Annotated in this window: 21 protein-coding genes; 9 read left to right on the top strand and 12 right to left on the bottom strand. The window is 73.3% G+C overall.

From position 1 onward, the window contains the following. The first annotated feature begins 103 nt into the window (after positions 1–103). Positions 104–1534: an endo-1,4-beta-xylanase gene (locus tag DI272_RS02670; protein WP_109493512.1), complete on the top strand. Its 1431-nt coding sequence runs from the start codon at positions 104–106 to the stop codon at positions 1532–1534. Between the two features lie 148 nt (positions 1535–1682). Here DI272_RS02670 and DI272_RS02665 read toward each other — a convergent pair whose 3' ends face one another. From DI272_RS02665 to DI272_RS02640, 6 genes are all read right to left on the bottom strand, one after another. Continuing rightward, on the bottom strand, positions 1683–2255 hold the full coding sequence (locus DI272_RS02665) for a DUF4383 domain-containing protein (protein ID WP_109493511.1): 573 nt from the start codon (positions 2253–2255) through the stop codon (positions 1683–1685). Positions 2256–2355: 100 nt separating this feature from the next. After that, positions 2356–2697, bottom strand: coding sequence for a DUF3140 domain-containing protein (locus DI272_RS02660; RefSeq protein ID WP_109500648.1), 342 nt, complete (start codon positions 2695–2697; stop codon positions 2356–2358). A 193-nt stretch (positions 2698–2890) separates the two neighbouring features. Then, positions 2891–3919: a DUF5914 domain-containing protein gene (locus DI272_RS02655; protein WP_258314865.1), complete on the bottom strand. Its 1029-nt coding sequence runs from the start codon at positions 3917–3919 to the stop codon at positions 2891–2893. 95 nt (positions 3920–4014) lie between these two features. Further along, positions 4015–5046 (bottom strand): phytoene/squalene synthase family protein, encoded by a 1032-nt coding sequence (locus tag DI272_RS02650; RefSeq protein ID WP_109493510.1) that lies wholly within the window; start codon positions 5044–5046, stop codon positions 4015–4017. After that, complete coding sequence (locus tag DI272_RS02645; RefSeq protein WP_109493509.1) at positions 5043–6641, bottom strand: phytoene desaturase; 1599 nt, start codon at positions 6639–6641, stop codon at positions 5043–5045. The genes DI272_RS02650 and DI272_RS02645 overlap by 4 nt, the downstream gene beginning before the upstream one ends. Before the next feature lie 20 nt (positions 6642–6661). Continuing rightward, on the bottom strand, positions 6662–7927 hold the full coding sequence (locus DI272_RS02640; protein WP_109493508.1) for a polyprenyl synthetase family protein: 1266 nt from the start codon (positions 7925–7927) through the stop codon (positions 6662–6664). 479 nt (positions 7928–8406) lie between these two features. Here DI272_RS02640 and DI272_RS02635 point away from each other — a divergent pair, with 479 nt between their 5' ends. Genes DI272_RS02635 through DI272_RS02625 form a run of 3 tightly spaced genes read left to right on the top strand, consistent with a single transcriptional unit; the run spans position 8407 to position 11926 of the window. Beyond that, positions 8407–9600 (top strand): lycopene cyclase family protein, encoded by a 1194-nt coding sequence (locus DI272_RS02635; RefSeq protein WP_109493507.1) that lies wholly within the window; start codon positions 8407–8409, stop codon positions 9598–9600. Between the two features lie 44 nt (positions 9601–9644). Further along, on the top strand, positions 9645–10376 hold the full coding sequence (locus DI272_RS02630) for a class I SAM-dependent methyltransferase (RefSeq protein WP_109493506.1): 732 nt from the start codon (positions 9645–9647) through the stop codon (positions 10374–10376). Next, positions 10373–11926 (top strand): FAD-dependent oxidoreductase, encoded by a 1554-nt coding sequence (locus DI272_RS02625; RefSeq protein WP_109493505.1) that lies wholly within the window; start codon positions 10373–10375, stop codon positions 11924–11926. The genes DI272_RS02630 and DI272_RS02625 overlap by 4 nt, the downstream gene beginning before the upstream one ends. A 191-nt stretch (positions 11927–12117) precedes the next feature. Here the strand turns inward: DI272_RS02625 and DI272_RS02620 are convergent, their stop codons facing one another. The 4 genes from DI272_RS02620 to DI272_RS02605 all read right to left on the bottom strand — a co-directional run bounded on the left by DI272_RS02620 (position 12118) and on the right by DI272_RS02605 (position 15778). Continuing rightward, positions 12118–13017, bottom strand: a complete 900-nt coding sequence (locus DI272_RS02620) for an SDR family oxidoreductase (RefSeq protein WP_375138023.1) — start codon at positions 13015–13017, stop codon at positions 12118–12120. A gap of 41 nt (positions 13018–13058) precedes the next feature. Next, positions 13059–13511 carry a hypothetical protein gene (locus DI272_RS02615; protein WP_109500645.1) on the bottom strand — a complete coding sequence of 151 codons (453 nt, stop codon included), beginning with the start codon at positions 13509–13511 and terminating at the stop codon, positions 13059–13061. 160 nt (positions 13512–13671) lie between these two features. After that, complete coding sequence (locus tag DI272_RS02610) at positions 13672–15291, bottom strand: NAD(P)/FAD-dependent oxidoreductase (RefSeq protein ID WP_109493504.1); 1620 nt, start codon at positions 15289–15291, stop codon at positions 13672–13674. Then, positions 15284–15778: an SRPBCC family protein gene (locus DI272_RS02605; RefSeq protein ID WP_109493503.1), complete on the bottom strand. Its 495-nt coding sequence runs from the start codon at positions 15776–15778 to the stop codon at positions 15284–15286. Before DI272_RS02605 ends, DI272_RS02610 begins: the two co-directional genes overlap by 8 nt. A 197-nt stretch (positions 15779–15975) precedes the next feature. Between DI272_RS02605 and DI272_RS44115 the strand changes: the two genes are divergently transcribed. Together DI272_RS44115 and DI272_RS02600 are read left to right on the top strand one after the other, a co-directional pair. After that, positions 15976–16554: a hypothetical protein gene (locus tag DI272_RS44115; protein ID WP_146238307.1), complete on the top strand. Its 579-nt coding sequence runs from the start codon at positions 15976–15978 to the stop codon at positions 16552–16554. Between the two features lie 91 nt (positions 16555–16645). Next, positions 16646–17599 (top strand): AfsA-related hotdog domain-containing protein, encoded by a 954-nt coding sequence (locus DI272_RS02600; protein ID WP_109493502.1) that lies wholly within the window; start codon positions 16646–16648, stop codon positions 17597–17599. Positions 17600–17705: 106 nt separating this feature from the next. Here DI272_RS02600 and DI272_RS02595 read toward each other — a convergent pair whose 3' ends face one another. Beyond that, positions 17706–18728, bottom strand: coding sequence for a MerR family transcriptional regulator (locus DI272_RS02595; protein ID WP_109493501.1), 1023 nt, complete (start codon positions 18726–18728; stop codon positions 17706–17708). Positions 18729–18804: 76 nt separating this feature from the next. After that, positions 18805–19272 (bottom strand): SRPBCC family protein, encoded by a 468-nt coding sequence (locus DI272_RS02590; protein WP_109493500.1) that lies wholly within the window; start codon positions 19270–19272, stop codon positions 18805–18807. A 428-nt stretch (positions 19273–19700) separates the two neighbouring features. On the opposite strand from DI272_RS02590, the gene DI272_RS02585 reads away from it, so the two are divergent. The 3 genes from DI272_RS02585 (at position 19701) to DI272_RS02575 (ending at position 22458) form a co-directional block, all read left to right on the top strand. Continuing rightward, positions 19701–20285 carry a sigma-70 family RNA polymerase sigma factor gene (locus tag DI272_RS02585; protein WP_109493499.1) on the top strand — a complete coding sequence of 195 codons (585 nt, stop codon included), beginning with the start codon at positions 19701–19703 and terminating at the stop codon, positions 20283–20285. Positions 20286–20542: 257 nt separating this feature from the next. After that, positions 20543–21055, top strand: coding sequence for a DUF2231 domain-containing protein (locus DI272_RS02580; RefSeq protein WP_109500644.1), 513 nt, complete (start codon positions 20543–20545; stop codon positions 21053–21055). A 161-nt stretch (positions 21056–21216) separates the two neighbouring features. Continuing rightward, positions 21217–22458 (top strand): serine hydrolase, encoded by a 1242-nt coding sequence (locus DI272_RS02575; protein WP_258314439.1) that lies wholly within the window; start codon positions 21217–21219, stop codon positions 22456–22458. The last annotated feature ends 58 nt before the right edge of the window (positions 22459–22516 follow it).

The following is a 22516-nucleotide window of genomic DNA, read 5'->3' as shown; positions in this document are numbered from 1 at the left end:
GCCGACCGGGCGCCGCATGCGCCGGTCGAGTTCGCCCCGGTCCCACGACCGGGGTGTCCCTGGGCTCCCGTCATTCCGTGATGTCTATTTTGGAGGCACAGCCATGGGCTTCTACGCCCTTCCCGGACCCGGTGTCCGCCGGAGAATCCGCAGTCTGCTGCTGGTGCTGTTCATCGGCGTCCTCAGCGCGGCCGCCGCACTGGTCGCACCGCCCGCCGCGCACGCCGCCGAAAGCACCCTCGGCGCCGCGGCGGCGCAGAGCGGCCGCTACTTCGGTACCGCCATCGCCTCGGGCAGGCTGGGCGACTCGACGTACACGTCGATCGCCGGCCGCGAGTTCAACATGGTGACGGCCGAGAACGAGATGAAGATCGACGCCACCGAACCGCAGCGGGGCCAGTTCAGCTTCACCGCCGGTGACCGCGTCTACAACTGGGCGGTCCAGAACGGCAAGCAGGTCCGCGGACACACCCTGGCCTGGCACTCCCAGCAGCCCGGGTGGATGCAGAGCCTCAGCGGCAGCACACTGCGCCAGGCGATGATCGACCACATCAACGGTGTGATGAGCCACTACAAGGGCAAGATCGCCCAGTGGGACGTCGTGAACGAGGCCTTCGCCGACGGCAGTTCGGGAGCCCGGCGCGACTCCAACCTGCAGCGCACCGGAAACGACTGGATCGAGGTCGCCTTCCGTACCGCCCGCGCCGCGGACCCCGCCGCGAAGCTCTGCTACAACGACTACAACGTCGAGGACTGGACCTGGGCCAAGACCCAGGCCATGTACTCCATGGTCCGTGACTTCAAGCAGCGTGGCGTGCCGATCGACTGCGTCGGCTTCCAGTCGCACTTCAACAGCGGCAGCCCCTACAACAGCAACTTCCGCACCACCCTGCAGAACTTCGCCGCCCTCGGCGTCGACGTGGCCATCACGGAACTCGACATCCAGGGCGCCCCGGCCACGACCTACGCCAACGTGACCAACGACTGCCTCGCCGTTTCGCGCTGCCTCGGCATCACCGTCTGGGGCGTGCGCGACACCGACTCCTGGCGAGCGGACCAGACGCCGCTGCTGTTCAACGGCGACGGCAGCAAGAAGCCCGCCTACACCGCCGTCCTCAACGCACTCAACGGCGGCACCACCACGCCCCCTTCGGACGCCGGGCTGATCAAGGGCGTCGCCTCGGGCCGCTGCCTGGACGTCCCCAACGCCAGCACCACCGACGGCACCCAGCTCCAACTGTGGGACTGCCACGGCGGCACCAACCAGCAGTGGACGTCCACCTCCGCCGGTGAGCTCAGGGTCTACGGCAACAAGTGCCTGGACGCCGCCGGCACCGGCAACGGCGCCAAGGTCCAGATCTACAGCTGCTGGGGCGGCGACAACCAGAAATGGCGCCTGAACTCCGACGGGTCCATCGTCGGAGTCCAGTCCGGCCTCTGCCTCGACGCCGTCGGCAGCGGCACCGCGAACGGCACCCTGATCCAGCTCTACTCCTGCTCGGGCGGCAGCAACCAGCGCTGGACCCGCACCTGATGAACCCCGCGGTGGAGAGGGGCGGGAACCGATGACCGTCTGACGCCGGGCCTGCCTCGCCCTGTCCGCAGGAAACCGCCGGCCGGCCCCGGCCGCTGCCGTGATGGCGGCGTCCCGGGGCCGGTCGGCATGTCTGCTGTGACGCCGCTCAGCGGGCCGTGCCGTCGGCGGTCGCACCGGGAAGCGCTGCGGCCGGGATGTCGGCGGAGCCGAGCGCTCCGGCCGCGGCCCGGCGCCGGGCCAGGGATTCCTTGGCCGCCTGGCGCGGGTGGCGGCGGCGCCAGTACGGATTGTCGTGGGGCAGCTTGCTGGTCACGCGGCCGTACATGCCGAAGGTCAGGATCACCAGGCCCATGACGAAGCTGAACATGACGTTGGTCATGCCGAAGTCGAGGAAGTTCGCGGACTTGTCCAGCACGAAGATGTGCCAGAAGCCGCTGAGGAGGAAGAGGGTCCCCACCGTCATGTTGAGCGTGGACGCGAAGTTGCCGCCGACCACGCCGCCGGCGATCAGCGCGAGGCCGACGACGACGGAGATGAGGCTGAGGACGCCGTTCGTCGTCATGCCGGCGACGGTGTCGCCGTCGGTGTTGAAGGGGCGGAGCTGGTCGGCGAAGCCGAGGATGCCGAAGATCAGCAGGACCACCCCGCAGAACGCGGCGCCGTAGCGGTGGACGGTGGCCAGCCGGTGATCGACCGGCAGTTTGTCGCGAAGCTGCATGACAGGTCATCCTCTCCCTAGTGGGTATGTCCCCCTTTCTGTGGATACGGCGCCGCCGGTTGCACCTGCCGCCAGCTTCGTGGACCGCGGCGGCTGGCTGTCAGCGGCCCTTGCCGGAGAGGGGGTCGTGACCCCAGTTCATGAGCGAGTGGCGCCACGTCGTGTCGGTGATGTCCCCGGAAGGGCGCTGTGCCAGGTGGCGGCGCACGTAGCCGACGACCTTGCGCATGTGCTGGTAGTCCGCGTCGGACAGGTCGTCCTTGCGGGTGCGGAGGATGCCGACGATGCGGCGGCCGGAGGCGTGGCCGGTGGACTCGCCGCCTCCCTGGTGCTGTCCCGCGTCCCGGGACTCCGGTGTCTTGAGCCACTTCTCCAGTTCCGCGGGCGCCATGGTGACCAGATCGCGGAACTCGCTCCATGTCTGCTGGTTGTCCATGTCCATGCGCGGCTCACTTCCCGTGTCCTGGCTGACGGCTCCGGTCATGCCGACAGCCTCCTGGCCGCCGGGTTCCCGTGCGGCGGAGCGCTCTACCGCGCTCGGACCGGTCGGTTCGCCGGGGTGATCGGCACACGGGCTCGCCGAGGTGCCGCTTTCCGGGCGCTTCCCTCCGGAAGGCGGCACCCTTGCCCCGCTCTCAGCCCGGGAAGCGGCCGGTCGAGCGGAGCAGCCAGCGCCGTTCGGCATAGGCGAGATCGTCGCGCCACAGCCGGCCCGCCGCGGCCCGCATGAGGGGGCGCAGCAGCGGCGTCATCCGGCGGGCCACGGCGAACCCGGGGCGATCGGAGGCCGCCACCACCGCTTCCACCACCGCGGTCCGGGGACGGCCGTGTTCGTCGGTGCCGAGCGGGGTCGCATGCGTCTCCACCACCGACCCGGCGCCCTCACCCCGGGTGATGCGCATCAGGACCGTACGGGGTTCGGGGGCGGTGAACACGGCCCGTACCGGTACGACGAGCCGCCCGGCGACCTTGAACGACACGTCGACGGTGAAACCGTCCTCGTCCCCCGGACCGGCTCCGTCCGAGGCGCCGGGTTCACGATTGCCGCCCCCCTCGTCCCTCCGCTTCGCGGTGACCGGCGACACGACCGTCAGGTCGACGAAGGAGTACGGGTGGAACCAGGCGCCGTGCCAGGGATCGAGCCGGTTGGCCACGACGTCCTCGGGTTCGCAGGTACCGACGCCGACGTACACCGCCGACACCGCCCCCGCCGGCGCGGGCCGCACCGGCACCACCGGTGCGGCCAGCGGTGGTTCGCCGCCCACGTCGTCCAGACGCACCCACACCAGCAGCCCGTCGTCGTGCACCGGCAGCGGCTCCCAGCCCGCGAACGCGGTGCCCCGAAGGCCGAGCCCGTGCCAGTGGCAGACCAAAGTGCCGCAGCTCACCGGACTGTCGCGCAGCGGTGCGCCGAGGTGCGGGCAGACGCCGGGTCCGGCGACCAGTTCTCCCGTGGCGCCGCGCCAGACGACGACCTCCTGCCCGGCGATCGTCCGGCCCAGCGGGCGGTCGTCCCGTACGTCCCTGGTGGCGCCCACGACATACCAGTTCCCGGACGGCCGCGTCTGGGCGCGCTTGAGCGCGTCGGCGATGACGGCGGGCCGCGCCTCGCGCCAGGTCGGGCGCTGGCGTTCCCAGTCCACGGCGTTGCGGCGCACGGACAGCGGAAACCGTCCACGACGGTCGGGCCGGACGGGGCGGGCCGGCCGAGAGGTGCCGTCCGAGCGGTCGCCGGGGCGGCCGTCGACGGGGTCGGAGCTCACACGGCCTCCTTGTGCAGCGGCCCGTCGACGGCGTCGGACGGGGTGGGAAGCGGGGCAGGCGACAGCGGGATCGCGGGTTGCCGGGGCCGACCGCGACCGTGCGCGATCCGCGCCGCTGCCAGCCGTACCGCCCCGTCGACGGCCACCGCGGTGCGCCGTCGCCGGGACACCACCGACCGGCGGTGCAGTACCGCGTACCCGTCGTCGGCGACGGCGTCCAGAATGGCGCCGTACAGGACGAACGCCGTGCGGATGCAGGGGCGCGCGACCGGGTCGAGCATCGCCAGCCCGGGGGCCGCCTCGCGGTAGACGCCGCGGGTGAGGTCCTCGAAGGCCCTGAGCGCCTCGGTGATGCGCGGGTCGCGGTTGCCGGTCGCTCGGCTCCACGTCAGCAGGTCCCGGTCGACGCCGTGTGCGTGCAGGAGGTCGGCGGGCAGGTAGACCCGGCCGCGGTCGAGGTCCTCGCCCACGTCGCGCAGGAAGTTGGTCAGCTGGAAGGCGACGCCCAGGGCGGCGGCGTGAGGGGCGGCTTCGTCACGGGGGACCACCGTGCCCAGGACGGGAAGCATCTGGAGTCCGATCACCGCGGCGGAACCGTGCATGTACGCCCGCAGCTCCGCGTAGGTCCGGTAGTCGGTGACGCTCAGGTCGCTGCGCATGGCGGCCATGAAGTCGCTGAAGTGACGGTGGTCGATGTCGTACCGGCGGGCGGTGTCGGCGAGGGCCAGGACCACCGGTTCGGGGCCGGCACCCTCCCGCAGCCCCTTTTCCAGCTGCCGGTGCAGGCGGGACAGTTCGCTCGCGCGGACGTGGGGCGCAATGTCGGCGTCGAGGGAGTCGACGATGTCGTCGGCCCAGCGGGCGAAGCCGTACAGGGCGTGCACGGCGGAGCGGCGTTCGACGGGCAGCAGCCGGGTGGCGAGGAAGTAGGTCCGGCCGTGCCGGGCGTTGAGCCGGCGGCAGCGGGTGTAGGCCTCGCGCAGCGCCGGGTCGGTGATGCCCGCCGCGTCCAGTTCACGGGCGGTCATGCGGGAGTTCCCTTCGAGGTTGCCGGCGGGGTGCGGCTGCCGGATGCGGCCGTCGTGTCCGCGGTGGTCCAAGTGGTCGGGGCGGGCCGCCGACGCCTGGGCGGGCGCGCCCGGTGCCGCCCGGTGATCCGGGCCGCGGCGAGCTTGCCGGACAGCAGCACGGTGGGCACCCCGACGCCCGGGGTGGTGCCGCAGCCTGCGAGGACGGCGTTCTCGGTGCCGCGCACGAGGTTGCGAGGCCGGAACGGACCGGTCTGCGGGAAGGTGTGGGCCGCCGAGAAGGGGGTGCCGGCCGCGTGTCCCTGCTCCTGCCAGTCGGCGGGGGTGATGAGGGTTTCCTCCTGCACGGCGTCCGCGATGCCCTCGAAGCCGCGCCGCTCCAGCTCTCGCAGAACGCTGTCGCGGTAACGCGGCGCCAGCTCGGCCCAGGTGGTGGCGTCGGGGCCGATGGCGGTGTTCGGACATGGGGCGAGGATGTAGTGCAGATGGCGGCCGGGCGGGGCGAGCGAGGGATCGGTGGCGGTGGGGCGGGTGATGAGCAGGGACGGATCGCTCATCAGCTGCCCGGTCCGGGTCAGTTCGTCGAACGTGCGCCGCCACTCCGCCCCGAAGGACAGGGTGTGATGGGCGAGCGCGGGCCAGGTCCGGTCGGTGCCGGCGTGCAGGACGACGGCCGACGGCGCGAACCGCAGCGGCAGCAGGCGGCGGGGCGCGTGTCCGAGGAGACGGTAGGCGACCGGCAGGTCGGGGGTGAGGACGACGGCGTCGCAGGCGATGCGCTCCTGGTCGGTGACGACGGCGGTGACGCGGTCGCCGGTGCGCTCCAGCCGGGTCACCCGCTGGCCGAAGCGCAGCTCCGCGCCCGCGTCGGCGGCGGCGTCCGCCATGGCCTGCGGCAGCGCGTGCATGCCGCCCCGGGGGAAGTACACGCCGGCGACGGTGTCCATGTAGGCGATCACGGCGTACGCGGCGAGGGCGCGCTCCGGGGGAACTCCGGCGTACAGCGCTTGGAACGAGAACACCCGGCGCACGCGTTCGTCGCGCAGGTGACGGCCGATCCGCGCGTCGAGGCGGCCGAACCCGCCGAGCGCGGCCAGCCGTGCCAGATCGGGCGTCAGCAGGGCGAACGGCGAGTCGAAGTTGGCATCGATGAAGTGCCGCATCTGAGCCCGGTACAGATCCTCCAGCCACCGGCGCAGCCGTCGGTACCCGGCGGCCTCCCGGGGCCCGGCGAACCGCTCCAGCTCCGACTCCATCGCCTGCGCGTCGGTGTGCACGTCGAGGCGGGTGCCGTCGGCGAAGAGCGCGCGGTAGGCCGGGTGCAGGGGGATGAGGTCCACACGGGCCCGCAGGCTGTCGCCGACCGCCGCGAAGGCCTCGTCCGCCAGGTCGGGCATGGTCAGGACGGTGGGACCGGTGTCGATGCGGTAGCCGTGGTGGTCGAGCCGTCCGGCCCGGCCGCCGGGCAGCGGGTCACGCTCCACGAGCGTCACCCGGCGGCCCGCGCCCAGCAGATGCAGGGTGGCGGACAGACCGGAGAGGCCGGCGCCGACCACCACGACGTGGTCGGTGCGTCCCGGAACGGTTCTGGTCATCGATCGGGCTCCTAGGGGGCTCATCGGGTGGCGCCTTCGACGGCTGCGGTCAGCAACAGGGAGACGGGCAGACCGTCCTCGCCGCCCGGGCGGCCCGGTGGCGGCGGGGGAGAGGCGGCGGAACCCGCCGTGGCGAGCAGCAGGTCGCGCAGCGGCAGGTGGCCCTCCGGCGCCAGCTGGGCGGACTCCAGATGGCGCATCGCATGGCCGGCCAGCCGGTCGATCTTCGCCTCGACGATGTCCCGCGCGCCGGTGGCGATCAGGACGTCACGGACTTCGGTGAGGCGGCTCTCGGGCAGGTCGGCGCGGCCGAGGGAGCGGCGCAGCACGGCAAGGCCCCGCCGGTCGCCGGTCGCCTCGGCCCGTGCGTGCGCCACGGCCACCAGGTACGTCGGCTTGCCCGCCCGGATGTCACCGCCGACGGGTTTGCCGGTGTGCCGGGGGTCGCCGAAGACGTCGCTGAGGTCGTCGCGGAGCTGGAAGGCGATCCCGGCGCACCGGCCCGCCGAGCACAGGGCCCGGCTGCGTGCGGCATCCGCTCCGGCCAGGGCGGCGCCCAGCGCCAGCGGACGTTCCACCGAATACAGGGCGCTCTTGAGACAGGCGGCGCGGATCGCCCGCCGCAGGGACCGCGAGGAGATCGCCTGCCCCTGGAGGTCGAGATACTGCCCGGCCACCATCTCGGTGCGCATGACGCTCCACAGGTCCCGTACGGCACGGACCCGTGGCCGGGGCGCCTCGACGTCCGCGACCAGGTCGTCCGCCCAGGCCAGGGCCAGGTCCCCGGCGAGGATCGCCGCGGCCTCCCCGAAGCGGGCGCCCGCGGCGCCGGGCACGGTCTCGGCGTACTGGGCGGCGACGTCCGCGTGCAGCGCGAGCCGCCCGCGGCGCAGTCGGGATCCGTCCATCACGTCGTCGTGGACCAGCGCGCAGGTCTGGATGAGTTCCAGTGCGGCACCGACGTGCAGGGCCGCATCGGCCTCGGCGGCTCCACCCCCGCAGGCGCGCATCGCCCACCACACGAACCGGGACCGTATGCGCTTGCCCCCGTCCAGGGTGAAGCGCGCCAGCCGCTCGGCCAGATCACGGCCGAAATCGGGGTCCATGGCGGTGGCCCGCTCCACACGGTCCGCCAGCACGGACTTCAGCACGCGGCCCACGGCGGCGGGCACATCGGCGTCCACGACGCGCAGAGACCTGTCGTCCAGGGCCAGGCGGGCCGGGGTGGGACGGGGGCCTGGCGACCTCCCGGCCACAGGGTGATCCGTCGCCTCGATGGGGCGCATCCCGGTTCCTCTCATGTCGCTCGCGCATCTGCCTGACCGAAGGCCTTCTTCACGAGCGGCCCGCCCGGATGCGCCGTCGCGGCCGAAAGCCGTGATTCGTCACCGGCGCCGAACAGGGACGTGGACGGCGCCACGCGGCCCGAAGACCGCACGATGCTCCGAGCGGTGGTGCCAGGCGGGGCCGAGCCCGTCCCGACCATGGTCGGCGGGCCGACCACCGCCCGCACGGCGGAGCGGCCACCCGGCCCCGCCGCGCACCCCGGTGGGCCACGCGCGAAAGGCACCCGCCCCACCCGTCCCGTGCCGAGGTGACCCGCGCACCGCTGTGCTGTCTCCGCGCCCTCTGCGCGTCGTCCGCCGGTTTCCCGGGCCTGCCTGCATCCGTGTCTACCGTTTGCACGGAAGGAGTCCGACGAGCAGCTGCCCGTCCCGCCGGCCGCAGGAACCCGGCGCGGCGCGCGGGGGAGGGAAGAGGGGACATGTGGGAGGCCGAGGTCGCCATCGTGGGCGCGGGAGCGGCGGGACTGTCCCTCGCGCACCGACTCGCACGGTCGGCTCCCGGCGCCCGGCGCACGTCAGTCGTCCTGCTGGACGCCCCGCCCGGGCGGCTCCGGCCGCCGGAGCGGACCTGGTGCTTCTGGGAGGACGGTCCCGGACCCTACGATGCCGCGGTCACCGCGACATGGCGGCGCCTGCGCGTGCACACCCCCGCGGGCCGTCCGCTGGAGGACGACATCGCGCCGCTCTCCTACAAGATGATCCGCTCCACCGACTTCGAGCGCCTGGTCGACCGTGAACTGGCGTACCACCGGGACGTCCGCTGGCTGGAAGCGGCCGTGGAGACGGTGGACGGCGCCGCCGACGGAGCCGAGATCCGCGCCCGGGACGACCGGGGACGCCCCCTCATGGTGCGGGCGCGCTGGGTCTTCGACTCCCGGCCACTGGGCAGCCTGCCCGCGGCCCGGACCACCCTGCTGCAGCACTTCCACGGCTGGTTCGTCCGTACCGAGCGGCCCGTTTTCGACCCCGGCACGGTGGAGTTCATGGACTTCCGGGTCCCGCAGCCGGCCGACGGCCTGGCCTTCGGATACGTGCTGCCCACCAGCCCGCGCGAGGCACTGGTGGAGTACACCCGGTTCTCCCGTGCCGCGCTGTCCCGCCAGGCCTACGAGGCCGAACTGCGCGGTTACACGGAGGACGTCCTGGGGCTCGGACCCCTGGAGGTGATGGCGACCGAGACCGGGGTGATCCCCATGACCGACGCGCGCTTCGCCCGCCGCTCGGCGCCCTCGGTCTTCCGTATCGGGGCCGCGGGAGGCGCCACCCGGCCGGCGACCGGCTACACCTTCTCCGCCGTCCAGCGCCAGACACGGGCGATCGCGGCGGCCCTGCACGCGGGCCGCCGCCCGGAGCCACCGCCCGCCCACTCGGCGCGCTCGCTCGCCATGGACGCCGTCCTGCTCAGGGCTCTGGACAGCGGACGGGTCGACGGAGCGGCCTTCTTCTCCCGCCTCTTCGCGCACGTGCCCGCGGAGCGGCTGTTGCGCTTCCTCGACGGCCGGACCCGGCTGACCGAGGACCTCACCCTGGGCAGCCGTACGCCGGTGCTGCCGATGCTCCGCTCGGCCGCGGAACTGCTCTGGCTTCCCCGCAGGCCTTTTCCCGGACCGTGATGACGGCACGAAGGAGTTCTGTGCACCCCGACCGAGGAGACCGCATGAGCGTGCTGCGCGACGAGGACCTGGCCGCCGCGTTCGACCACGCGTCACGCAGCTACGACATGCTGGTGGCCGCGAACCCCGGCTACCACGCCCACCTGCGCCGCTCCGTGCGCCGCCTCGGACTGCCGCGCCACGGCGGCGGCCTGCGGGTGCTGGACCTCGGGTGCGGTACCGGCGCCTCCACGGCGGCGCTCACCGAGGTACTGCCCGACGCGGAGATCACCGCGGTGGACGCCTCCGCCGGCATGCTCGAACGTGCTGCCGCCAAACGGTGGCCGGCCGGCGTGAGATTCGTGCAGTCCCCCGCGGAACGGCTGGCGCAGGCGGGCGTACGGGGACCGTTCGACGCCGTCTTCGCCGCCTACCTCTTCCGCAACGTCACCGATCCCGACGCGGTGCTTGCCTCGGTGCACGGCGTCCTCGCCGCCGGCGGCCGGCTGGCGGTGCACGAGTACACCCTCAGCGGCCGGGCCGTCGACCGCGCGGTGTGGACCGGAGTCTGCCGGGGCCTGGTCCTGCCCGTGGCGACCCTGCTCGGCGACGGTGACCTGTACCGCCATCTGTGGCGCAGCGTCGTGGAGTTCGACACGGCGGGGGACTTCGCCGCCCGGGTGCGCGGCGCCCGCTTCACCGACGTCCGGGTGCTGCCCCTGCCGGGGTGGCAGACCGGCATCACGCACACCGTGGTCGCCCGCCGTCCGGCCGGCGGCGCCGAGGCCGCCCGGTGAGCGCGCCGCGACGGCAGGCGGCCGTCCGACGCGGCAGGGACCGGCGTGCCCGCGCCGTGCTGCCCGTCCCCGGCGTGGAACGCGTGAGCGGGGACCGCGCTGTGTCGACCGCGGTGGTGGGCGGCGGCATCGCCGGGCTCGCAGCCGCAACGGCGCTGGCCGAGCGGGGCGTTCGGGTCACGCTCTACGAACGCGAGCCGACCCTCGGCGGCCGGCTCGCGGGCTGGCCGACAGTCCTCGGGGACGGCACCCGCGTCACCATGAGCCGCGGCTTCCACGCCTTCTTCCGCCAGTACTACAACCTGCGCGGACTGTTGCGCCGTACCGATCCCGGGCTGGAGCGGCTGCGCGCACTGCCCGACTACCCCCTGCGGCACGCCGACGGGATGCAGGACAGCTTCCGGCACGTGCCGCGCACCCCGCCCTGGAGCGCCCTGGGGTTCGTCGCCCTGAGCCCCACCTTCGGCCTGCGCGACCTGGCCCGCATGAGCCCCAGGGCGGCCCTGCCCCTGCTGGATGTCCGCGTCCCCGGCGTCTACACCCGGCTGGACGACGTCAGCGCCCACGACTTCCTCCGGGCGATCCGCTTCCCCGAGGCCGCGCACCACCTGGCCTTCGAGGTGTTCTCCCGGAGCTTCTTCGCCGACCCGCGCGAACTGTCGGCGGCGGAGATGGTGCTGATGTTCCACATCTATTTCCTCGGCTCGGCCGAAGGCCTGCTGTTCGACGTGCCGGACGAACCGTTTCCCACCGCTCTGTGGGACCCCCTCGCCGCCTACCTCGCCGGTCACGGCGCGGACCTGCGTACCGCCACCCCGGTGGAGTCGGTGGAGCCCCGGCCGGACGGGGGCTTCGTCGTCACCGCGGGATCGGGCGAACACCGCCACGACACGGTGGTCCTGGCGCTGGACGCGGCAGGACTGCGCTCGCTGGTGGCACGCTCCCGGCGACTGGCCGACGCCGCGTGGCGCGAACGGGTCGCCGCGCTGCGCACCGCGCCGCCCTTCCTGGTGTCCCGGCTGTGGCTGGACCGCCCGGTGGCCGCGGACCGGCCAGGCTTCCTCGGCACCAGCGGCTACGGCACCCTCGACAACGTCAGCGTCCTGGACCGCTGGGAGGGCGAGGCGGCGCGCTGGGCCTCGCGCACCGGGGGCTCCGTGGTGGAACTGCACGCCTACGCCCTGTCCGAGGGCGTGGCCCGGGACGTGGAACAGAAACGTCTGGTGGAGCAGCTGCACCGGGTGTATCCGGAGACCCGTACGGCCACGGTGGTCGACGCACGGCACGAGTGGCGGGCCGACTGCCCCCTGTTCCCGGTCGGCGGCTATGCCGACCGGCCGACCGTACGCACCAGTGATCCCGGGCTCGTCGTCGCCGGCGACCTGGTCCGCACCGAACTGCCGGTGGCGCTCATGGAACGCGCGGCCACCAGCGGCTTCCTCGCGGCCAACGCCCTGCTGGAACGGTGGGGCGTCAGGGGCCAGACCCTGTGGACGGTCCCGGACGGCGGCCGCGGCGCCGTGCTGCGACAGCTCGCCCGTCTCGCCTGACCTCGTGGAACGGGCGGTGACTCGTCAACCCTGAGGAGTTGCCGCCCGCCCCATCAGCCACAGCTCCGACGGCAAGGGGCCGATGGCTCTGTACGGGGGGCACGACCGCGGGGTCGGACGAGGTGTCCGCGGGACGGTCGGGCCCGCGCTGAGGACCCGTGCCCGACCTGACCGTGGGACGTGGCGGGTCGTCAGGGTCGTGTGCGCCGGGTCGCGGCGCGGTCCGCGGCGCCCCCGGCGCCGAGCGGGCCGGTGGGCCGTGCCGACAGACCGGCCTCCAGCAGGGGCCGCGTGCGGCCGGGCAGACGGAGCAGGACCGGGGGCACCGCGCCGCGCACCGGTTGCAGCAGCCGTAGCCACGGTGGCGCGTACACGGCCGTACGCCGGCGTTCGAGGCCGTCCACGAGCCGGGCGGCGACCGATTCGGCGCTGCGTACCCGGCGGGCGGGTGCCGGCATGAAGGCACGCAGCTCCCGCAGAACGGCGGTCTCGTCGGCATCGCGCACCATGTCGGTGTCGATCCAGTTCAGGTAGGCGATCCCCACGGCGACGCGCTGCGGGGCCACCTCGGCGCGCAAGGCGTGGGCGAAGGCTTCCACGCCGGACTTGGCGGCGCAGTAGGCGCTCATCATCGGGGCGGCGGCGAGCGAGGCCAGGGAGGCGATCTGGAGGTAGTAGCCGGCCGTGGTCCGCAGGTCCGGCAGGAAGGCGCGCGCGGTCTGAGCGCTGCCGGTCAGGTCGACGTCGACCACCCTGCGCCATTCGTCGGGGTCGGTGGCGGCGAAGTCGCCGCCTGCCGCGATGCCGGCGTTGGCGATCACCGCCGACGGTGGGCCGAGACGACGGCGTACCTCGTCCGCGGCTCGTTCCAGTGCCGCCATGTCGGTGACGTCCACCTCGATCGCCAGGGCCGGGCCCGGCAGCCGGGAGGCGATCTCCTGCAACCGGTCCCCCTCATGGCCCAGCAGTGCGGGCCTGCCGCCGCGCCGGGCGATGTCGTGCACGAGAGCGGCACCGAGTCCGCGGGCGGCACCGGTGACCACTACGGTGCGCTCCCGCACCGGGCTGCTGCGCACGGGGCTGCTGTGCATGGGCTTCTCCTCCGGCCGCCGGACGGCCTGTCGGCGGTGCCTCACTCGTCGTCCGCGGGCGGACGTGCCGTGTGGGCGGGGTGGCCACGAGTGCGGCGGGCTTCCTTCATCTCCGCTTCGTAGAGGTGGTCACGGCCCTCGGCCAGGTCGCGGACCGCGCTGCGCTCCAGTTCCTGGAAGGGCCGGTAGTAGGTGTCGTTGTAGGCCTCGACGATCTGGAACGTCCACCGGCCGGGGATGACATTGCGGCCCAGGATCTCCGAGCGCACCTTCTCGGCCCACTCCGGGTGCCCGGCCTCGTGCAGCAGCCGTACCGCGCGGTCCAGCTCCAGATCGGCTCCGCCGGTCAACTGGTGGAAGCTGTACAGGTGGCCACGGGCCCGCTCGGTCGTCTCCAGCGCCTTGGACAGGGCTCCGAGGGCCTCGACGGTCTTGTCGGACAGGCCGTCGGGGCGTCGGTGACAGGGGTCGGGGCGGTCGGTGTGGTCGTTCATCGTGCTCCCGGGGGTCGGGCGGTCGGCGTGGTCGTTCATGGTGCTCCCGGGGCTCTGGCCGTTGCCCCGCGCCCTCGACGCGGGGCAACGAAGGGCGGCGTACCTTCCTTGCTTCCTGGCGGGACGGTTGATCGGATGCGCCGGCGGCCCGCCGTCCCGATCAGCGTTTGTCTCCGGTTCGGCCGCGACGGGCGAGCAGGTGCTGGGCGCGGGCCAGGCCCGGCGCCCGGTGGGCGCGCAGCGCGGCCCGCGCGGCGTTGGCGCCGGGAGCGCCGTGCACCCCGCCGCCGGGGTGGGCGCCGGACGAGGCCAGGAACAGGTGCTGGACGGGGGTCTCCGCGCGACCGGTGCCCGGTACCGGCCGCAGCACGAGCTGCTGGTGGACGGCGGTCGTGCCGCCGTTGATCGCCCCGTCGAGAAGGTTGGCGTCGAGTGCCTGGAGGGTGGGCGGCGCGAGGACGCGGCGGGCCCTGATACGGGACCGGAAGCCGGGGGCGAACCGCTCCACCTGGCGTTCGACCCGGTCCGCCATGCGCTCCTGGTCCGCCGGTCCCCACGCGCCGGTGATGTCCTCGTCGCCGGCGTCGCCCCGGATGTCCCGGGGGACGTGCGTGTAGGCCCAGGCCGACTCGGTGCCCGGGAGGGAGCGGGACGGGTCCGCCGTGGTCATCTGGCCGAACAGGGCGAACGGGCGGTCCGGTACCTGGTGCATGGCGATCTGGGCGGCGAAGCGGGTGAGTTCGTCCATGCCGTCGGCCAGGTGGACGGTGCCGGCCGTGCGAGCCTGTTCGGCCCGCCAGGGCACCGGTGCGTCGAGCGCCCAGTCGACCTTGAAGGTCGCGAAGTCCCACTGGAAGCGCCTGAGGTCCTCCAGCAGCTGCGCGGGCAGGTGCTCGGCGCCGACCAGGTCCTGGTAGAGGGTGGGCACGGCGACATCGGCGAGCACGGCCCGGCGCACCGGCACCGCCAGTCCGGTGGCGGTGCGCACGCCGAGGGCACGTCCGTCCCGTACGACGATCTTCTCGACCCTCTCCCCGCAGCGCAGGTGTCCGCCTCGCGCGCGCAGCCGTCGTACCAGCGCGTCGGTGAGCGCGCCGGACCCGCCGACGGGTACGGGGAAGCCGTACGTCTGGCCGAGCATGGACATCAGCCAGCCGAAGCCGCCGCTGCCCGCGGACTCGGGCGCCAGGTCCGCGTGGAGGGCGTTGCCGGCCAGCAGCAGCCGGCCGCCTTCGCCCCGGAACTCCTCCTCGCCCATCCGGCGCACCGGCAGCACCAGCGTGCGTGCCGTGCGCAGGCCCCCCGCCGCGCGCAGGGTGCGGGCGAGCCGGACGCCGGCCCGCACCGGCGGGAAGGGGGTGAACAGGGCGTCGAGCAGGTCCGTGCGGACGGTCAGCCACAGGTCGAACAGCCGTTGCCACGCCGCGCCGTCGCCCGGCGCGAACTCCTCGACCGAGGCGGCCGTGGCATCGATACGGCGGTCCAGCACCGCACAGCGTCCGTCGCCGAGCGGGTGAGCCAGCACCCGCGGCGCATGACTCCAGCGCAGTCCGTGGTCCTCCAGGCGCAGCGCTGACAGCAGCGGGGAGGCGGCGGCCAGGGGATAGAACGAGCTGAAGAGGTCGTTGACGAAGTCGGGGTGGACCCCGCGGTCGTGGCGGACCGCGCCGCCCGGCTCGGGCTGCTCCTCCAGCACCTCCACGCTCCAGCCGGCGTCCGCCAGCACATTGGCGGCCACCAGCCCGTTGGGCCCGGCTCCGATCACCACCGCGTCAGTCATCGGGGCCGCCTCCCGCGCGGTTCGCCACGGGGACCTCCGGCCGCTGTCCGTCCGGGGCCGACTGCTCGCAGTGCCGGGCGAGCCGGGCGAGCATCACACGCAGCCGCAGCCGGATCACCACGTCCAGACCCACGTTGTGCAGGGTGCCGCCCGCGCCCTGGAGCGGGTGCTCGTCGATGGTGACCAGGCAGTGCTCGCCCCAGTCCCGCAGCTCGATGGCGATCCGGGCGGTGCCCAGGTGTGCCGCGTGCGCCTCCAGCTCCAGTACGGACCCTTCCTGGCAGCGGCGCACCACTGTCTCGTTGCGCAGGCGCAGGGGGCCCAGCCGGACCAGATATCCGAGCGAGGCGCCCTTCTGCGGCCACCGGCCGCGCTCGGGCCGCGACGAGTCGGTTCCCACCACCCATGTCGCGTAGCGGTGACCATCGGCCAGGACGCCCCAGACCGTGTCCGGGCCGGCCTTGATCAAACGATGCTGCACCGCCACGTGTGCCTCCCTGCGCACTCGCCTGTCCTGGCAGATCGGCGAGTGCCCTTCCGTGACCAGGCCAACCGCCCCCGCCTCGTCCCGCGGACGGGCCCGGGCAGCGACCGCGTCCCCACCGGGCACGTGACCCCGGTCGGATCGGGCGGGTAGTCGGCTCGACAGGGGGTAGGCGTGCGGGGCGGGCCGCCCTGACAGCGGTGGGCGCGCACCTGCACACCAGCAAGATCAACACCGCGGCCGAACGGGTGAGCGGTGCCGTGGCCGCCTCTCAGGAAAGAAACGTGCCGATGCTCCTCGCCGCTCGCCCCGCCCCGACCCGCGCGCCCCGCGTCTCCTTCGACGGGCTCGACGGACTCGACGGGCTCCGCGCCGTGCCCGCTCCCAGACGCGGTGACCACGAAGCCGCCGGACCCGCGGTTGTCACCGGGGCCGCCCGGCCGCCTGCTCCCTCCCCACCGCGCTGTCCGGACCCCGGTGCCCCGCCCGGGACGCGCTCGTCCGACGTGCTGCGCATCATCAGGGACTCGGACACGCCGGTCTTTCTCACGGTCCGCGCCAACCGGCCGCCTCGTTACGGATATTGGCTCCCGGCCGGGCGGGGAGCACGCGGCGGAGGCTGCTGGGTGGCCCTGCCGACGGCGGTGTGCGAGGAGTTGCGTGAGGCTGGGCGGATCGTCCTGGGCGAGCCCGTCGTCGACCCGACGAAGACGACGTACCGGGTGACGCGCGCGGCTCCCGCCCGGCAGACGGACACACAGGGGCGCCGGGCCGCCTGAGACACGGTGGCGCCGGCGTCGAGCGCGGGGCGACCGCGAGCCCTTGCCACCGCTGTGCATCCGGCGGCGGATGACGACCCGAATGTGCTGCATGAACAGCGCAGCCCACGGGGCGGTCCTGGCCGCGGAGCCCTTCGACATCCTTGCTCGGCCGCCGCGCGACACGCCGTCGCAGAGTGATCCGACCGCGGTCGACGCGGACGCGGTGCTCACCTGGCACGCTCTGGGCCTTGAGACGATGTCGTCCCTGCTGGTGCTCTCCCTGCGCCGGCTGGGGGACCGCTCTTTCGAGGGCCGCTGCCAGTGGCCGCGCACGCACCCCCTCAACGAACGCACCACCACCGTGGCGCACCATCCGCTGATCGTCGTCGAGTCCACCCGGCAGCTCGCGGTGGCCGTGCAACGCCGTCACCTCCCCACGGCCACGGAAGCCGACTACGAGGTGCTGTCGGTGAGCCTGGGGCTGCTTCCGGGCTGTGCGCCGATGGAGAGCGGCAGCGCCACGGACGTGGCGGTCCGGCTGACCTTGAGCGACCTCGTGGTACGGGCCGGCAGCGCCGTCTCCTTCCGCGTCACGGCGGAGTACCTGTACGCCGGGCGGATCTTCGCGACCTGTGTGATGGGCTGTGCGGCACCGCTCGGGGACGAGCCGCAGCCGACCGGCGCGGTGCCGCCCGTCCCCGGGCTGCTGCACCCGGCCCCCGCCGCGGTGGGCGCGGCGGCCGCCCCGGACGTACTGCTGGCCCGTGGCCCCCATGGCCGCCTGGTCATCGTCCCGCGCGACCCCGCCCACCCGGTGCTGCTGCCCGGCCGGCCCAGCAGGCTGACCACAGCGGCCGTACTGGAGGCGGGGCGGCAGGCGGTGCTGCTGTCCTGCGGGATGACGGCGCGCGCGGTGGTGGGGCTGCGTACGGACGTCAGGTCGCCGGTTCCGGACCGGGGCGCCGAGATCGACGTGGCGTTCGAGGCGGGAGGGGCTCGCTACGTCGTGACGGCAGCCGGACGTGTGGTGGCGACCGGTGCCGTCGGTCTGCTGAGGACCTGACTGTCACGCGGCGCGCATTTCTGCCCCGCGGAAAAGCCGTCGGCCTCGCTCTTCTCCTGGGGCGAGGCCGACAGCTTCGTACGATCGCGCACCGGGCGCCTGTGCCTCACGCGCCCTGGGAGCCCCTGCTCTCCAGCGCGTCGAGCATGATCAGGGCCTCGTGCAGGCCGCGCGGGCGCAGCAGCCCGGGGCGCGCAGTGCGTCCCCAGCCGGGACCTGTGAGCATGACCGAGCTGCGGGTGCGGGCGCCGCGGATGCCCCAGTGGGTGGCGGCGACGTGCTGGACCAACTCCAGGGCCGCCGTCACCGAGGACTGCGACCACAGGACGACCGCGCTCGGCCCGACCCGTCGCACCGCGGCCAGCAGCGCCGCCGCCGGGACCGCGCCGCCCAGCATGAGGGTGGCCGCCCCCCGCTCCGCGAGCACGGCGTTGAGCGCCTCCAACGGCAACGTGTGCTGTTCCCCGGGCATGCACGCGAGGACGACCGGAGCCGACGACGACGATGCCCGGGCGCCCGCGGCACTCACGTAGACGTGCCGGATCGTCGCCGAGATGTGCCACGACAGCAGGTGCTCGACCTCGACATAGCGTTCGCCCGCCGATTCCCACTTGCGTCCGACGGCCTGGAGGGCCGGGGCCAGGATCTCGTCCCACGCGACGACCAGCCCGTGCGTGCGGACGGATGCCGTGATCTGCTCCTGCACGGCTGCGGCGTCCAGCCGTACGGCGGCGCGCGCGAGACCCTTGCACTCCTGCCGCACCGTTCCGAGCGGCAGGCCGCTGCCTGATCGCGAGGCGAACGGGGAGCCGGAGTCCTCGACCACGGCACGGGGGAGCGGGGCGGGCGTCTCGCGCGCCTGGCTCCCGCGGGTGAGGTTCTTGGCGGCCCGCGCGGCTTCGCCCGGTGGAATGCCGGCGGCGGTCAGCCGGCACATCTCCAGGACCATGGCGACGTCGTCCGGCGTCCACCGGCGGTGGCGTCCCTCGGTCCGGGCGGCCGGGCCGAGCCCGTACCTGCGGTCCCACGAGCGCAGCGTCGTGGGCGACACGCCCAGACGTCTGGCGAGGAACCCGGTCGTCACCCCGGCCTCCGCGGACAGCGCTGTCTCCGGCTCGTTCACGTCCATGGGGAAGTCCCGACGCACCGGGCGGAGCGGGCGTGCGTGCGCACCGCCCGCGGCATGAGTGGTCTCCTGGCGCTCTTCACAGGACGCGGCCGCCTGCCGTCGGCGGGTCCCCCAGGGCGTGGTCGACGGCACGGGGCAGGCGTTCGGCCACCCCGTCGCCGAGCCGCTCGAACTCCCGCTTCAACAGGGGGGCGGCCAGCCGGGCGAACCCCGCGAACTCGATCCGGGCCCGGTAGGTGAGCCGGGTCCGTGCACCGTCCTCCGCGAAACGCAGGTCGTCGGTGGAGGTGGCCGTGCTGTTGTGCCCGACGAAGGTCAGGTGGTCGGGGTCGTAGCGGGTCAGCCGGTACCGCAGCTCGGTACGGCGGGCCCGGAAGACGGAGACGTTTCGCCACTCGGAGCCCACGGTCAGCGGGCCGCCGCCGATCCGCTCGCAGGTGACGGTGCCGGGGTCCCACATCTCGGTGTTCGCGAAGTCGGCGAGGAAACTCACGACGTCGGTCACCGGGTGATGCAGGATCATGACACGCTCGACTTCGATCACAAAGGCCTCCCGTTCGGCCGTGCGCTGCTCTTTCCCGCCATGCTCCGTTCCTCATCCGGACGCCTGACGGATGCAGGAACGGGCCGCGACCTGCGTTCGGCCGCGGGGCGACCGCCGGGGCCGACGGCAGAGCGGTCAGCGGCGTCCAGGCAGATGCCGACGAATCGGCCGCCAAGCAGACTGCGTTGCAGCGTTTTGAGACGCCCCGAGAGCTGCTGCGGGCTCCGCCCCTGACTGCCAGCCGGCTCCTTGAACAGTGAGGTCACAGAACCCGTCGCACCCTTGGTCCGGCCCTGTCCCGTCCTGCCCGGCCGCCTTCGCGCAATTCGATGCAGAGGCGATGCGAGTTGTCCCACTCGCATCGAATCCGCACTGTAGAGGAGCAGGCGTCGCCCTCGGCGCCCGCCAGCACCGGCGGAGGAGCAGCCATGACGACCGCACAGCGAACCGACGCGGACACCGACGACAGCGCGCTGGTGGACGGATTCCTCAGCGGGGACGAGGCATGCCTCGCGGCCATGTACCAGCGGTGGGGTTCCCTCGTGTACACCCTCGCCCGGCGCTCGCTGGGGGACGCGAGGGAGGCGGAGGACGTCACCCAGCTGGTCTTCCTCGCCGCGTGGCGCGGCCGGGCGGGATACGCCCCCGACCGCGGCACCCTGCCCGGGTGGCTCACGGGCATCACCCGGCGCAAGATCGCCGACGCGCTGGCGGCTCGCACGCGCCGCACGGAACTGGTCGCCGCCGCGGGCGCCCAGCTGCTGCTGCGGACCGACGAGACCGTGCGGCCGGAGGCCGCCATCGACCGGGTCCTGCTCGCGGACGAGATGTCGCAGCTTCCGGCACCGCAACGCCGGGTCCTCAACCTCGCCTTCTACGACGACCTCACCCAGACCCAGATCGCCGAGCTCACCGGCTTGCCCCTGGGAACGGTCAAGAGTCACGCCCGCCGCGGGCTGCGCCGCCTCGCCTGCCGTCTCCGCGAGGACGACCGCGTCGTCTGCGCCGCGTGACACCGACGCACGAGCGGCGAAGTGAGTCAGCTGTGCCGGTCGGCAGCGGATGACGACCAGGCGCACGGGCTCACGCCACAGCTGAGACGGGCGAAGGACGAGGCATCGACGCCGACCGGCGCCACCCGTGTGGTGCCGGTCGGCTCGCGCATGCTCCCGGCGGCACGCACGTTCAGAGGAACCTGAGAAGTTGCTGTGCCAGGGTGGCGCGCCTGACCGGCACCTCGTGTGTGCCCGACCCGGTGGAGGACGCCCCCATGAACCTGATCAACGGCCTGCCCGCGCACATCCTGCTCGTGCATGTCGTCGTCGTGCTGGTTCCCCTGACCGCGCTGGCGCTGGCGGTCTGCGCGATCTGGCCGGGCGCGGCGCGGCGCATGGGCATCGTGCTGCCGCTGTTCGCCCTGGTCGCGCTCGCGAGCGTGCCGTTGACCACGGAAGCGGGGGAGTGGCTGGAGGAACACGTCGACAGCAACGCGCTGGTGCGCAGGCACGCCGAGCTCGGCGACGGTCTGCTGCCCTGGGCCGTGGGTCTGTTCGCGCTGTCGCTGCTCGTCTGGTGGGCGACCCGCCAGGCTCTCGCCTCCGGAACCGATGGCTCGCGCCGCACACGGTGGTCCGCTGCGCCGGTACGCATCGCGACGATCGTGCTGTCGCTCGTCGTGGCCGTGGGAGCCTCCGTGGACGTCTATCGCATCGGGGACTCGGGGGCGAAGGCCGCGTGGCACGACGGCTTTTCGAAGACGGCCTCGGGCGGCGACGACGACTGACGCGCGGCGGACGCGCCTCGACGGCCGCGGTGAGGCGTGCGATCGGTGGGCGGGCGGGGGTTAGCCCCACCCGCAAGCCGGTGGCTGCCGGTATCCCGGCCCCAGACCTTGATCGAAAATACTGGGCCCTCCGGTCGGCACCACCACTCGAGGAGTCCTTCGTGTACGAGCACACGCACGCAGCAGACGAGGCACGTTCGTCCCAGCGGGGAGCTCGCAGACGGGCAGGGCGCGGGACGCGGATCGCGGCCGTCGGCGCGATGGCGGCGGCCGTGCTGACCACAGGGCTCACCCTGCCCGCGTCGGCCGCAGGCGCCCAGGACGCCTCGGCCGCGCGGGCCGGGCACGAGGCCACCCGTACGGCCTTGGAGTCGGTGGTCCACGAAGGACCGCCCGGTGGCATCGTGCGCGCCGAGCTGGGGCACACCACCTGGGCGGGGCGCGCGGGCACCGCAGATCTGACAACCGGCCGCAAGCCGCGCGCCGATGACCGTTTCCGCGTCGGCTCGATCACCAAGACGTTCGTGGCCACGGTGATGCTCCAGCTGGAGGCCGAGGGCAGACTGAGCCTGGACGACACCGTGGATCACTGGCTACCGGGTCTGGTGGCGGGGAACGGCAACGACGGCAGCAAGATCAAGCTACGGCAGCTCCTGAACCACACCAGCGGCATCTACAGCTACACCGACGACGAAACCTTCAAGCGGCAGGAGTTCAGCACCGACTTCCTCCAGCACCGCTACGAGACCTGGACGCCCCACCGCATCGTCCGGCTCGCCATGACCCACCGGCCCGCCTTCGCTCCCGGCGACGACTGGAGCTACTCCGACACCAACTACGTCATCGCCTCCATGGTCATCCGGAAGGCCACCGGCCACTCCTACGCCCACGAGATCGAGCAGCGCATCCTGCGCCCCCTGCACCTGAACTCCACCAGCGTGCCGGGCACCCGCGTCCGCGTCCCTGGGCCCAGCGGACGCGCCTACTCGAAGCTGACCGGCGAACTCGCCGGCCCCGGGGAGCCCGGCGGCACCGTCTACGACGTCACCGAGCTGAACCCCTCCTTCGCGGGCGCCGCCGGAGAGATGATCTCCAACAACCAGGATCTCAATCGCTTCTACCGGGCCCTGTTCTCCGGCCGACTCCTGAAAGAGCCGGAGCTGAAGAAGATGATGACGACGGTGTCGATCGAGGGTCTGCCGAACTTCTCCTACGGCCTGGGGCTGATGAAGATGACATTGTCGTGCGGCACCGAGGTGTGGGGGCACAACGGCGGCATCCAGGGCTCCATCTCGCAGACCATGGTGACGGCGGACGGCGATCACGCGTTGTCGCTGAACTTCAACGGCGACTGGAACGTCCACGAACAGCGGGTCGTCGACGCCGAGTTCTGCGGCGCCTGAGCGGCGAGGACGCACCTCTTCCACCCCCTCGGTCGCGGTGGCTGCCGCACTGCCACGG

This window comes from Streptomyces sp. Act143, from assembly GCF_003143935.1.
In the GTDB taxonomy this organism is placed as follows: Bacteria; Actinomycetota; Actinomycetes; order Streptomycetales; family Streptomycetaceae; genus Streptomyces.
This window is presented reverse-complemented; position numbering and strand designations above follow the sequence as displayed.

What these genes read in the sequence shown, in the direction of transcription:
- DI272_RS02670 (WP_109493512.1), top strand. Translation starts at nt 104, where the DNA reads ATGGGCTTCTACGCCCTTCCCGGACCCGGTGTCCGCCGGAGAATCCGC.
- DI272_RS02665 (WP_109493511.1), bottom strand. Translation starts at nt 2,255, where the DNA reads ATGCAGCTTCGCGACAAACTGCCGGTCGATCACCGGCTGGCCACCGTC.
- DI272_RS02660 (WP_109500648.1), bottom strand. Translation starts at nt 2,697, where the DNA reads ATGGACATGGACAACCAGCAGACATGGAGCGAGTTCCGCGATCTGGTC.
- DI272_RS02650 (WP_109493510.1), bottom strand. Translation starts at nt 5,046, where the DNA reads ATGACCGCCCGTGAACTGGACGCGGCGGGCATCACCGACCCGGCGCTG.
- DI272_RS02645 (WP_109493509.1), bottom strand. Translation starts at nt 6,641, where the DNA reads ATGACCAGAACCGTTCCGGGACGCACCGACCACGTCGTGGTGGTCGGC.
- DI272_RS02640 (WP_109493508.1), bottom strand. Translation starts at nt 7,927, where the DNA reads ATGCGCCCCATCGAGGCGACGGATCACCCTGTGGCCGGGAGGTCGCCA.
- DI272_RS02635 (WP_109493507.1), top strand. Translation starts at nt 8,407, where the DNA reads ATGTGGGAGGCCGAGGTCGCCATCGTGGGCGCGGGAGCGGCGGGACTG.
- DI272_RS02630 (WP_109493506.1), top strand. Translation starts at nt 9,645, where the DNA reads ATGAGCGTGCTGCGCGACGAGGACCTGGCCGCCGCGTTCGACCACGCG.
- DI272_RS02620 (WP_375138023.1), bottom strand. Translation starts at nt 13,017, where the DNA reads ATGCACAGCAGCCCCGTGCGCAGCAGCCCGGTGCGGGAGCGCACCGTA.
- DI272_RS02615 (WP_109500645.1), bottom strand. Translation starts at nt 13,511, where the DNA reads ATGAACGACCACACCGACCGCCCCGACCCCTGTCACCGACGCCCCGAC.
- DI272_RS02610 (WP_109493504.1), bottom strand. Translation starts at nt 15,291, where the DNA reads ATGACTGACGCGGTGGTGATCGGAGCCGGGCCCAACGGGCTGGTGGCC.
- DI272_RS02600 (WP_109493502.1), top strand. Translation starts at nt 16,646, where the DNA reads ATGAACAGCGCAGCCCACGGGGCGGTCCTGGCCGCGGAGCCCTTCGAC.
- DI272_RS02595 (WP_109493501.1), bottom strand. Translation starts at nt 18,728, where the DNA reads ATGGACGTGAACGAGCCGGAGACAGCGCTGTCCGCGGAGGCCGGGGTG.
- DI272_RS02585 (WP_109493499.1), top strand. Translation starts at nt 19,701, where the DNA reads ATGACGACCGCACAGCGAACCGACGCGGACACCGACGACAGCGCGCTG.
- DI272_RS02580 (WP_109500644.1), top strand. Translation starts at nt 20,543, where the DNA reads ATGAACCTGATCAACGGCCTGCCCGCGCACATCCTGCTCGTGCATGTC.